Origin of the sequence: Streptomyces sp. NPDC058665 (assembly GCF_042714995.1) — a bacterium.
Taxonomy (GTDB): domain Bacteria; phylum Actinomycetota; class Actinomycetes; order Streptomycetales; family Streptomycetaceae; genus Streptomyces.
The window spans coordinates 1-10913 of record NZ_JBHXRX010000118.1 but is presented as its reverse complement, the minus strand read 5'-3'; the positions used below and the strand labels follow the sequence as shown (position 1 = coordinate 10913).

General features: G+C 68.9%; 12 protein-coding genes and 1 pseudogene. 5 read left to right on the top strand and 8 right to left on the bottom strand.

Annotated features, from left to right (window positions below):
- The 6 genes and pseudogenes from ACFWV8_RS37605 to ACFWV8_RS37580 form a co-directional block, all read right to left on the bottom strand.
- Positions 1-571 (bottom strand): annotated as a pseudogene (locus ACFWV8_RS37605) (IS5 family transposase); the annotation flags it as partial.
- Between the two features lie 109 nt (positions 572-680).
- Positions 681-944: a hypothetical protein gene (locus ACFWV8_RS37600; protein ID WP_384214945.1), complete on the bottom strand. Its 264-nt coding sequence runs from the start codon at positions 942-944 to the stop codon at positions 681-683.
- A gap of 33 nt (positions 945-977) precedes the next feature.
- Entirely contained in the window at positions 978-1202 is a 225-nt protein-coding gene (locus ACFWV8_RS37595; RefSeq protein ID WP_384214940.1) for a hypothetical protein, read from the bottom strand.
- 324 nt (positions 1203-1526) lie between these two features.
- Positions 1527-2162, bottom strand: coding sequence for an isochorismatase family protein (locus tag ACFWV8_RS37590; RefSeq protein WP_384214937.1), 636 nt, complete (start codon positions 2160-2162; stop codon positions 1527-1529).
- 293 nt (positions 2163-2455) lie between these two features.
- On the bottom strand, positions 2456-3358 hold the full coding sequence (locus ACFWV8_RS37585) for an alpha/beta fold hydrolase (protein WP_384214934.1): 903 nt from the start codon (positions 3356-3358) through the stop codon (positions 2456-2458).
- Positions 3355-4458 carry a hypothetical protein gene (locus ACFWV8_RS37580; protein WP_384214930.1) on the bottom strand — a complete coding sequence of 368 codons (1104 nt, stop codon included), beginning with the start codon at positions 4456-4458 and terminating at the stop codon, positions 3355-3357. The genes ACFWV8_RS37585 and ACFWV8_RS37580 overlap by 4 nt, the downstream gene beginning before the upstream one ends.
- Before the next feature lie 125 nt (positions 4459-4583).
- Between ACFWV8_RS37580 and ACFWV8_RS37575 the strand changes: the two genes are divergently transcribed.
- From ACFWV8_RS37575 to ACFWV8_RS37565, 3 genes are all read left to right on the top strand, one after another.
- Positions 4584-5240 (top strand): TetR family transcriptional regulator, encoded by a 657-nt coding sequence (locus tag ACFWV8_RS37575; protein WP_384214925.1) that lies wholly within the window; start codon positions 4584-4586, stop codon positions 5238-5240.
- Positions 5237-5392, top strand: coding sequence for a hypothetical protein (locus ACFWV8_RS37570; protein WP_384214921.1), 156 nt, complete (start codon positions 5237-5239; stop codon positions 5390-5392). The genes ACFWV8_RS37575 and ACFWV8_RS37570 overlap by 4 nt, the downstream gene beginning before the upstream one ends.
- A 240-nt stretch (positions 5393-5632) precedes the next feature.
- Positions 5633-6019, top strand: a complete 387-nt coding sequence (locus ACFWV8_RS37565) for a hypothetical protein (RefSeq protein ID WP_384214916.1) — start codon at positions 5633-5635, stop codon at positions 6017-6019.
- Positions 6020-6484: 465 nt separating this feature from the next.
- On the opposite strand, the gene ACFWV8_RS37560 is transcribed toward ACFWV8_RS37565, so the two are convergent.
- Positions 6485-6982 carry an FBP domain-containing protein gene (locus tag ACFWV8_RS37560; protein WP_384214913.1) on the bottom strand — a complete coding sequence of 166 codons (498 nt, stop codon included), beginning with the start codon at positions 6980-6982 and terminating at the stop codon, positions 6485-6487.
- Positions 6983-7035: 53 nt separating this feature from the next.
- Positions 7036-8631: an MFS transporter gene (locus tag ACFWV8_RS37555; RefSeq protein WP_384214911.1), complete on the bottom strand. Its 1596-nt coding sequence runs from the start codon at positions 8629-8631 to the stop codon at positions 7036-7038.
- A 753-nt stretch (positions 8632-9384) separates the two neighbouring features.
- Here ACFWV8_RS37555 and ACFWV8_RS37550 point away from each other — a divergent pair.
- Both ACFWV8_RS37550 and ACFWV8_RS37545 read left to right on the top strand, forming a co-directional pair.
- On the top strand, positions 9385-9579 hold the full coding sequence (locus tag ACFWV8_RS37550) for a hypothetical protein (protein WP_384214909.1): 195 nt from the start codon (positions 9385-9387) through the stop codon (positions 9577-9579).
- A 60-nt stretch (positions 9580-9639) separates the two neighbouring features.
- Positions 9640-10800, top strand: coding sequence for a transposase (locus ACFWV8_RS37545; RefSeq protein WP_384214907.1), 1161 nt, complete (start codon positions 9640-9642; stop codon positions 10798-10800).
- Positions 10801-10913 lie beyond the last annotated feature (113 nt).

Sequence of the window (10913 nt, the reverse complement as noted above, 5' to 3'; positions counted from 1 at the left end):
GCCTTGTCGGCCAGAACCATGTCCGGCCTGGTCCGGGGCCGCCCGCGTGGGCGAGGGACGCGAAGTTGGGCCATCACGTCCGGAAAAGCGGGCGCATCGCCCGCCTGTCCGGCGGTGAGAACGAAAGCCAGAGGCCGGCAGTGGGCGTCGGACGCGAGATGGACCTTTGTGGTCAGTCCTCCACGGGACCGGCCGATGGCATGGTCCTCCGGCTCGTCGGCCGGGGCCCCTTTTTACGGGCCCCGGCAGCGTGCTGGTGAGCGCGCACGATCGTCGAGTCCACCGAGATGGCCCAGTTCAGATCCTCGTCGGCATCGGCCCGGGCCACGAGCGCGGTGAACACCCGCTCCCAGGTGCCGTCCACGGCCCACATCCTCAGCCGGTTGTAGACGCCCCGCCAGTTGCCGTACCGCTCTGGCAGGTGCACCCACTGCGAGCCGGTCTGAAACTTGAACGCGATCGCGTCGATCACCTGTCGATGGTCACGCCACCGTCCACCCCGCTTCCGCGACCGGTCCGGAAGTAACGGCTCGATCCGCGCCCACTGCACGTCAGTCAACGACACACCCAGACCAACGATCAGACGATCCGAACGAAACGGACTAGCCCAAAAACGTCAACGAGGCTCCGCTCCCACAAGATCGAGAAGCCCCACCTGGCTGCCTGCCCGCCTGCGCCGGTCAACCCGCCATGGCCGCCACGACCAGCCCAACAGCCGCACTGCACAGCAGCACCGCAAGCGGCCATGCCAGCGTGCCGCGCCCCGTACGCCTGCGCCACAGCACCAGCCACAGCGCACACGCCGCCACGAACACGACCGTCACACCGCTCATCTCGCCCTCCCGCCACGCCACCCGCACCGCGCCACGGTCAGCAGCCCATACAAGGAGCGCAACGAGGACACCCACGGTCAGCGCACACACCGCTTCCAGCAGCCTGCTCATACGGGGCCCTTCTTCTCCGGAGTATCCGTCAGGTCACTGCGCGAGCGGAACGGACGGCTTGACCTCGACGGTCTCCGTCTTGCGGCCTTCTGCGCCCCTGCTGACGGACCGCTTCTCCCCGGCCCGTGGACCAGCCACGGACGCCTGGGGCGCACCGGACTGCGCGATCTTGACGCGCGTCTTGACCATGAGGGTATCGATCAGATGATCCGAACGAAACGGCCTAGACAGCTCCACCACAGCGGAGGTCTGCTCCATGATCAAGACCAGACAGCGTTTACGTTTACGGCGCGCTCGTGGTCAATACACCTGCTCGACGACCCACGCTGAAGGGCGAGGCTTCGGGCGTAGGCGCGGTATCGAAAGTCGATCTTGTAACTCGGCATTGCTGCAGCGTCACCAGCGGTTGCCTCACCTGCGCGCGTCGGCCTGGGAGTGCGGCACCGACGTGGGCGAGTGACTTGGAACTGCATTGCTCGGCCAGACGTCGTCGGTTTCGGCCGCGCCAGAGTCGGCACGCTGTCGATCTCGAACGGCTCCACCGCACGCTCGTAGGCATGCGCCCTGGGAGGGGCGAAATCGTCATGACCGCTGCATCAGCGACTTGGTGAAAGCGTAGGCTTGCACGCCCTTCGCCATGGTGGGCTGGTGCTCGCGCATTACCTGCTGCAGGAGCGGGCCCCGTGCCGAGGTGTGGTCGTATTCGAGTTCACCGGCCAGCGAGTACCAGGTGGTCGGCACCGCGCCGGCCTGGACCATGCGCTGCATGGCGATGTCGTGGGTCTCCTTGGTGAGGGAGCCGGAGGCATCGGCGATCACGGACACCTCGTAGCCCAGGCGCAGTGCCCCGAGGACGCTCTGCAGGACACAGCCCTCGGTCGACACTCCCGCGATCGCCAGTTTGCGGCGGCCGGTGGCCTCGACGGCGGCGAAGCTCGCGTCCGCGAAGGCATTGGTGGCGCCGGGGCGCTCGATCACGGGGAAGTCGTCGCCGATAACCGCGAGGAGTTCGGGGTAGAGCGGACCGGAGGGTTTGTCGCTTTCGCCGTTGGTGACCACGAGGCCCGTGTCGAAGAGTGTGGCGGTCTTAGCCAGTCCGACGACGTTGTTGATGTGTGCGCCGAGGTCGTGGGAGCGCAGCAGGTTCGCGAAGCCGACCGCGTGGTCGATCAGCACGATGGTGGTGTTCTCGGGCGTCATTGGCTCAGGGACCGACATGATGTGTCTCTTCTCGTTCGTCGTGGTGAATCAGGGTTATTGGAGTTATTGGACGGGTGCCAGAGGGGCGGGCGGCACAGTGGCCCGGACATCCGGTAACGGTGGGTCATGCTGGTGACTGCGTCTTTCGCGGGCCATTGGCTGCCGCGGGTCAGACGGAGGGAGTACCGCTCCTTGGCTGACCGATCACCGTCCTTGGTGACCAAGTGGTCAATAGAAACCGTACACCTCGCCGGGGTTAATTGACCATTCGTATACTCGGCGAATGGGCACCGGGCGTCGGTGCAAGCCTCCTAGCTGCGGTACGTCTCGGTATGGCTCAGGATCAGGCGGGTCAGCGCGGCGGGCCGGTCGAGTTGGAGGAAGTGACCGGCGCCCCGCAGCCGTTCGAAACGCCAGGGGCCGTCGACCCACTCACCTGAGCGTGCGATCTGTTCGAGGCTGCTGTAGATGTCCCCTTCCGGCCAGATCCCCAGCGTCGGCACCCCCACCCGGGGGACCGGGCTGATCTTCGCCTTCGCGGGGTGGATGTTTGCCTGGTAGAAGTTCAGCATCGCGCGCACCGCGCCGGGCCTCTCCAGATCGGCGATCCAGGCATCGGCTTCCGGGTGGTTGCCCACCCACCAGCGGAACGTCGACCAGGGCCCACCCTCGCCCTCCGCCTCGCCGCGCAACCACTCCTCCGCGTCGGAGAAGAGCAACCGCAGCATGTACCACGACAACTGCCTCTGCTCGTACGCCGCGTACCTCCGCGCGCCGGGGTGACCGATACTCAGCGCGACGTAGGACTTGACCCGTTCCGGGTGGTGGGCGGCCATGGCCCACGTCGATGCGGCCCCGCGGTCGTGACCCACGAGGTGGAAGGTCCGCGCGCCGAGTTCGTCGGCTATCGCCCACAAACGTTCCTGGTCCTTCGCGATCGTGTAGCTCGCCACGTCGGCCGACATGTCCGAGTCCCCCTGTCCGAGGAGGTCGGGTGCGATAACCCGGTACCCGGCCTCGAGGAGCCCGGGGACCTGGCCCCGGTAGACCGCCGACGAGTCAGGGATGCCTGGCACCAGGACGATGGTCTCCGGGCCGGTTCCCGCTGCGAAGACGTTCAGCCGGTGTCCGTCGACCGTGACCGTGTGGCGGTCCATGCCGGTGAGGCGGTGAGCCGCCGGGTGGAGGGCGGGTGAGGCGTCTTCCTGTGTCATGACAGTGTTCCGTTTCTCTCTGGTGTCGTAGTGCGCTTGGTGGCGGGGGCCTCGGGCCCCGGGCTTGGGCGTTTCCTGCTGCGGCGACGCGCCAGGTGAGTGATTCCGGGCGTCGCGTGGATCGCGACGTGGTCGTCGGGTGAGCGCCGTCGTTCGCTCAGATGGAGCCGGTCATTGGCGATGAGGACGGCCATCGCCACACCGGACCAGAGGGCGAGGGCTGCGAGAGGCTGGCCGATTCCGTGTCCGTCGAAGTAGACCGCCGCCTTGGTGGCGCGCACGACGGCCGAGTTGGGGAGCCACTCGGAGATCTGCCGGTAGAAGTTCGGGAGCATGGCTGACGGTGTCGTTCCTCCGCTCGCCGCGTTGCCGACGAAGAGGAGGATCAGCGCCGCGAGCCCGGTGCCGGGGAGTCCGAGGGTTGCCTGGAAGGCCCCGACGATGAGGACGAAGGTCAGGGCCCCGGCGAAGCCGATGCCGAACATTTCGAAGGGGGCGCCGGTGAGGGCACCGAAGCCGGCGTCGAGTAGGAGTACGCCCAGCAGGGACGCGAGCGCGGCGTACAGCGTGGCACCCGCGACCCGCCACCAGAGGCGCGCGCAGAGTCCCACCAGGTAGAAGCCCACGCTGCCCAAAACGCTCGGAACCAGGAGCCCGCGCTCGAAGACGAAGCTTGACATTCCGGCCTGGTCATTCCGGGTCAGCGCGGCGACATCGGTCACGACGGGCTCGGCCCCGGTGTCAGGCAGCGCTGAGGAGAGAGCCGAGACGATCGCCTGCACCATTGTCGGCCCCATCGCACCGGCGACAACGATCCGGTCGGCGCCGGACGCGGACAGGATCAGGGCGGCATCCACGCGATTGTCCGCGACCCGTGAGGTGGCGCCAGATGCGGACGGCACCCGTTCGACGGTGAAGGAGCCGGGTGCGGTCGACGACAGCTGGTGCGACACGGCATCGACACGGCTCGACCCGCCCACCACCTCGACCGAGATGCCGTGGGGCGAGGGAGCATGTGTGGCGTACTCGTACGACGCCGCGAGCAGGAGCGATACGAGAGCAGCGGCCGTGGCGACGACGACAAGGCGTCGCGGACTCACCGCCCGCTGCTCCGCCGGCGGAGCACGGTGCTCTGTGTGACCCAAGATGACAACCTCCTAATGACCAGCTGGTCATTAGGAGCGTACGCGGTATCCGGGATAATGACCAGCCGTATACTTGATGTATGAATCCCTCAGAGGAAGACAGGTGTGCTACCGGCCCCGCGGTGGGGCCGCTGTGCGAACCGCCGGTGGCCCGGCGACGGCGCGACCCCGAGGCGAGCCGGCGGGCGATCCTCGATGCAGCCCGCCATGAGCTGTACGAGCGGGGCTACGGCCGTATGACGATCCGTGGCGTGGCCGCCCGTGCCGGTGTGACACACGGGCTCGTCATGCGTCACTTCGGCTCCAAGGAGGGACTGCTCCATGCGTCGATCCAGGGACCGGATGACCTCGACACAGTCCTGGCCGGTGATGCGGAGGAGCTGCCGGAGCGCATCGCGACAGCGTTCGTCGAGCGGATGGAGGCGGCGAGGAGCTCCGACCGGATGGTGGCCCTGATCCGCAGCGCGGCGGCGGACGATCCTCTCGCGACCAGCCTGTACCTGACGATGCAGGCGCAGAGCGCGCGCGCCTATCGCGCGGTGCTCACCGGGCCGGATGTCGATGAGCGGGTCGACCTGCTCGGCTCGGTGCTGCTGGGAGTCACCTTCAGCCGCTACGTGGTCCGCGCCGGAACACTCGCCACGATGAAGCCCGCGGAACTGTCCCGGCACCTGGCCGAGCTGCTGCGACCGATCGTCCACCCGGCCGACCGCGGGCCAACAGAGACGGGGGTGTGACCGCCGCCGAGCAGTCCGGCTCAGAGGCTGTGTCGAAGAACCGTCCGGCGGACCTGATCAACATCGCGCTGGAGAAGGTCGTGGAGGCCGGGCTGGAGCTGCCGGGCTTCACCACGCTGGACGCGCTCGCGGCGAGGTCCGTAGCGAGGTGAACGCCTCGATCTGCATGGGCATCTACGACCGGCCCAGCGAGGCCCACCGAGAGCGGCTGCTGGCCCTGCTGGCGGAGAAGGACGAGTCCGGCACCATGAAGTTCAACAAGCTGAAGCAGTCGGCGAAGCCCCCGACGTGGTCGCACTTCCGTGGCCAGGCCGAGCATCCGGGGTGGGTGGACGAGCTGGGCGAGACCGGGGTGTGGCTGTCCGGCGTCGCCTCGGGGAAGATCATGGAATGTGTCTCGTGCGCAAGGCGCGGATGCGGGCCCGGACGACCTGACCACGATGTTCTGCAAGCGGATCGCATTGCAGGTCAAGCGGGCCAAGCCAGAGCTGGAGAGTATCCGGGAGCAACAGCAGGCCATCGTCGAGGCGCTGATCGGGAACTACCGCACCGTGCCCCAGCACGCGGACGGCCCCGTCCAGGCCGCACGGTTCGGCGACCAGCTCGCGCCCGGCTTGCACACGATGGCGAAGGCCCTGCGGGCGCAGGCCGGCGCTCTGGGGGCGCCCCCGACAGCGGTGGACGACCTCGGCGGGTTCGAGGGGCAGTACGAGCATCGAGAAGGTCGCCGCCCACCACGGCAACTACTGGGAGGTGCTGCTGTACGGGCACCTACTTAAGGACCGCTCCACGAAGTATGACCTGACCAGCCGCTTGGAGCTGCGGGCGACCTCGGACGACAATCGCGTTCTGGACGCGCTCGCGCACGCCCGCCGGAACACGACCTCCCGCGACTACCTCCCGGAGCGGCACAAGGACGGCCGCCCGGTCGACATCTCCTTCGCCACACTGAACTGGCAGAAGCCCACCCGGGACAAGAGCCGGCCCGGCGCCTTCGTACGCAAGCATTTCGCGGCGATGGTCTTCGCCGCGCTGGCCGAGGAACTGCGCACCGGCGACGTCGCGGTGGCCGGCTCCGAGGAGTACGCGGACTGGAGCGAGCAGCTCCTGCTGTGGGAGGACGTCGAGGCGAAGCTGGGCGACTACCTGGTGGAGGTCGGACTCGCCGAGCCCGGCGAGTCCGCGCCGTACCGTGGCGGGCTTCTGGCGTATCTGGGTCATGCCCCTTCGAGCCCCTGTCGGCTTCAGTGGAAGACCCGCTCCACGAACGCGTCGAGGTTGCCGCGCAGGCGCTCGATCTGCTGCTCGGCAGTGAGGGACTCCTCCATGCGCCCGCCCGGGGGCGCCTTCTTCTTGCCCCGTATGTACAACGAGCAGTCCAGGTCGGTGCAGATGTAGAGGCCCACCGAGTTGCCTTCGCGGCCGGCCGGGCCCGCTTTGGGGGCGGTCATGAGGGAGACGCCGCTGCCGGGGTGCGTGGTCAGGCACAGCGAGCACAGGCTGCGGCGCAGGAAGCCGCGGTTGCGGGAAGCGGCGCGCAGGGACAGGCCGACGAGTTCATCGGCGCGTTCGACGACGAGGTACCTGCGGTCTGGCGCGGACAGATCGAACCAGCCCAGGAAGTCGAGGTCGTCCCAGTGGTCGAGGTCCGCCAGGTTCTTGGGCGGGGGGAGGCGTTTGGCCTCGCCCTTCGAGCAGTTGACGAACGAGGTACGGATGTCGTTCTCGGTCAGAGGTTTCATCGAGGATCCTTCGAGGGGTGAGGTGGCCGGTGGCCGTACACGACCCCGGCTCGCTAGGCCGGTGTGTCGTCTCCGAGGTGCTTCGGCGTTTTGTGTCGTACGGCGAGGCCCGCTACCAGGGCGGCGAGCAGCAGGACGCCCGCCGAGCACCGGTAGGCGACGGAGAAGCCCTGCACCATGCCTTCGTTGAGGGTCGCGCCGCCGTGGGCCGGATTGTGCATGTGCGAGTGGACGTAACGGCTGGTGGCGCCGGTGGCGATGGTGTTGAGCAGTACGGTGCCCAGCGAAGCGCCCATCTGCTGAACGGTGTTGAGGGCGGCCGAGGCCACGCCGGCGTCCTGCGCGGGCACGTTGGCGGTGGCTGTCGCGTAGACCGGCATGAAGGTCAGGCCCATGCCCAGACCGAGCAGCAGCAGGGCGGGCAGTACGTGCGGGATGTACTGCGCATGCGCGGTCAGGCTGCTGAGCAGCACCATGCCGGCGGCGGCCAAGACCATGCCGGACGACATCAGGGTGCGCGGCGCCGTGCGTGGCAGCAGGCGGGCCGCGATCTGGGTCGCGCCGATGACGATGCCGGCCGACATCGGCAGGAAGGCCAGGCCCGTCCGCACCGGCGGGTAGCCGAGGACGACCTGGAGGTAGTACGTCAGGAACAGGAAGACGCCGAACATGCCGATGGTGGCCAGGGCCATCGTCGCGAGCGATCCGGCCCGGACCCGGTCCTGGACGATGCGCAGTGGCAGCAGCGGGCTCGCCGCGCGGCTCTGCCACCACACGAAGGCGACGAGCAGGATCACGCCGGCCACGAGCAGCGTGAGCACCTGCGGGCTGCTCCAGCCACGAGGTTCGGCCTCGCTGAAGCCGTACACGAGGGCGACGAGTCCGCCGCAGCCCAGCAGGGCGCCCGGCACGTCCAGATGCCCGCCCCGGCTTTTGGAGCGGTCGCGCAGGAAGACGGGTGCGCCGAGCAGGGCGGCGAGCGCGATGGGCACGTTGACGTACAGGGACCAGCGCCAGTTCAGGTACTCGGTCAGCAGACCGCCCACGATCAGCCCGACCGCGCTGCCGCCGCCGGCCAGCGCACCGTAGACCCCGAACGCCCTGGCCCGCTCCTTGGGGTCGGTGAACGTCGTCGACAGCAGCGACAGGGCCGAGGGCGCCAGGACCGCCGCGAACGCGCCTTGCAGGGCCCGCGCCGCGAACAGCATCCCGGGGCCGGTCGCCGCGCCGCCCAGCGCGGAGGCCGCGGCGAAGCCGGCCAGGCCGATGACGAAGGTGCGCTTGCGGCCCACCAGATCGGCGATCCGGCCACCGAGCAGCAGCAGCCCGCCGAAGGCCAGCGTGTAGGCGGTGATCACCCACTGCCGGTCGGCGTCCGACATGCCGAGAGCGCGCTGGGCGGAGGGCAGCGCGATGTTCACGACGGTGCCGTCAAGGATCACCATTAGCTGGGCGAGGGCGATGACGGCCAGCGCCCACCAGCGCTTCGGATCCGGTGCCGGTGCCCGATCCGGTGCCGGTGCCGGTGCCCGATCCGGTGCCGGTGCCGGTGCCGGAGTCGTGGCGGGAACCTCGCGGTCCGGGGAACGGTCGGTGTCCGTGGAAGGGGCGGACGGGAGGGATTCCCCTCCGGGACGTTTCTTGCTCATGGCGATCACGCATGTTTCGTGTCGAAGTGCTGTCGGGACAGCTGGCCAGGGACGGTCGCAGTGGTGACGACGGGCCGGTGTACGCAGCACGGGGACACGGCATGGCGGTGGGGCAGGGGCAGCGGGAACCGCGGACAGCACCCGGGGCCTGCCTCACCGATTGCGTGTCACTCACGCCGGTGCTCTTGCTGGTCGTGAGGCGGGGAGTGCCGAGGTCACGGTGGTCAGCGAGAGAAGGGCCCGTCTTCGGGCACGCGCCCCCGCGGCCCGCGCGGCAGCGAACCGGGCAGGCCAGGACATCTTGTGTCGTGGCATCTCAGGAGGATGTCGAAGACAAGAAACAAGAAGGGGGGAAGAGTTACCGCGCGCCGCAGAGGAGGGAGGGCACACGGCCGGAGGCAACTATGGCCGCAACGCATTCAGCACGGTCCATGTCTCTCGCCTCCTTCCGGGCAGGGCACGCGGTGCGTGTCGACGCCGAGCGCGCCGAGCGGTGCGGCAGAGAACCTGCCGCGCGAAATCCCGGAGCAGGATATCCCATCGACGCCACCGCGCGACCGGGATTGCCGACCGCCCGCGCAGCACGGGTGATCGCTGGGAGGGGGAAGCCCCTGGGGAGCTTTGAGGCGCGTACGGCAAGATGATCTGGGGTGTGACGTCTAGCGGTGGTTTGTTGACGGCGGCTCAGGTCCGTAGTAGGCCAGTAGTAGAGGAACGTTGCCTCGCCGCCTGGGAGCTGTGATGACCCGCCGTGTGCCGTGTCCGCCTGCTCCGGGCCCGCTGGAAGCCTACGCCGCACGCTTCGATGACCTCTTCTCCGCCCTGGCACAGCGCCGCGGGTTCCGGGAGTACCTCGCGGGGCTGCTGCTGCCGCGAGACCGCAACAAGACCCTGACCGCCCTGGCCGGTAGCGAGCCGGTGGTCGGCGCCCAGAACCCAGCGGTGTAGCGGCTGCAGTTCTTCCTGTCCGAGTCGACGTGGGACCAGGAGCAGGTCAATTCCCGCAGGGTGGCGCTGCTGCTGGCCGATCCAGCGACCGCGGCGCACCCGGGCGGGGTGCTGGTGATCGACGACTCGGGAGACCGCAAGGACGGGAAGGCGACCGCACACATCGGCCGGCAGTGGCTGGGCCGGCTGGGCAAGACCGACAACGGCATCGTCACCGTGACCACCTGCTGGGCCGACGGGAACCTCTACTACCCGCTGCACGCCGTGCCCTACAGCCCCGCCCATCACTTCCCCAAGGGCAAGAGCGACCCAGGCTTCCGCACGAAGCTGCAGATCGCCGCAGAGCTGGCCCGCACCGCGAAGGCGGCCGGGGTGGCCTTCCGAGCCGTGGCCGCCGACTGCGCCTACGGCGACCAGGACGGCTTCCGCAGGCAACTCGACGCGGCGGGGCTGCCGTTCGTCATGGCCCTCAAGCCGAGCCACGGCACCTGGGGCTACGGCAAGGACGCCTGCACCCCCGCCGACGCCGCCCGCGCCCTGACCTGGACGGACCCCGAACACCCCGGCGACTGGAACCCGGTCGAGCGGACCTTCCGCGACGGGCACACCGAGACCTGGTGGGCCGCCGACGCCCACCTCGGCTGGTGGGGACCCGACGGAAACGTCCGCCTGGTCGTGGCCACAGCAGACCCGGACACACTGCCCGCGCAGGCCACCTGGTACCTGGCCACCGACCTGCCCCGCCCCGGCGGCCCCCGCGAGGCCGACAGCCCCGAACCCGCTGCCGACCTGCACGAAGTCGTCCGGATCTACGGCATCCGGCACTGGATCGAGCAGAGCTACAAGCAGGTCAAGGACGAACTCGGGTGGGCCGACTTCCAGGTCCGCTCCGACACCGCGATCCGCCGCCACCAGACCCTGGTCACCTGCGCGTTCTCCTTCTGCTGGGACACCTGGTTCGCCCGACCCCCACAACATGAGCCCGTCGTCGTCCCAGCGGTCCCGCCGACTGCCACGCCGACAGCGGGACCGGCTGAGAGGGGGCCCAAGCGAAACCCACCAGCCCCAACCGGCCAGCTGGCCCAAGGCGATCCGAGCCGTCCGGGCCTGGCTCGACCCCTGGACCACCCTCCAACGCTGCTGGCGAGCCTGGACCAACGCACCCCCGCCACCCGAACTCCAAGCCCTGATCAACGCCGTCGGCGCAGGCCACCCACTTGATCTCTACTCCCCGGTCTAAGTAGCCGTATCTCAACCGAACATGATCGCTTGATTTTTGCTGGTCAGGCATGGTGCAGCTCGGGATGAGGGAGGCATTCGGCGTCTTGTTTCCG

What these genes read in the sequence shown, in the direction of transcription:
- ACFWV8_RS37600 (WP_384214945.1), bottom strand. Translation starts at nt 944, where the DNA reads ATGAGCAGGCTGCTGGAAGCGGTGTGTGCGCTGACCGTGGGTGTCCTC.
- ACFWV8_RS37595 (WP_384214940.1), bottom strand. Translation starts at nt 1,202, where the DNA reads ATGGAGCAGACCTCCGCTGTGGTGGAGCTGTCTAGGCCGTTTCGTTCG.
- ACFWV8_RS37590 (WP_384214937.1), bottom strand. Translation starts at nt 2,162, where the DNA reads ATGTCGGTCCCTGAGCCAATGACGCCCGAGAACACCACCATCGTGCTG.
- ACFWV8_RS37585 (WP_384214934.1), bottom strand. Translation starts at nt 3,358, where the DNA reads ATGACACAGGAAGACGCCTCACCCGCCCTCCACCCGGCGGCTCACCGC.
- ACFWV8_RS37575 (WP_384214925.1), top strand. Translation starts at nt 4,584, where the DNA reads ATGAATCCCTCAGAGGAAGACAGGTGTGCTACCGGCCCCGCGGTGGGG.
- ACFWV8_RS37560 (WP_384214913.1), bottom strand. Translation starts at nt 6,982, where the DNA reads ATGAAACCTCTGACCGAGAACGACATCCGTACCTCGTTCGTCAACTGC.
- ACFWV8_RS37555 (WP_384214911.1), bottom strand. Translation starts at nt 8,631, where the DNA reads ATGAGCAAGAAACGTCCCGGAGGGGAATCCCTCCCGTCCGCCCCTTCC.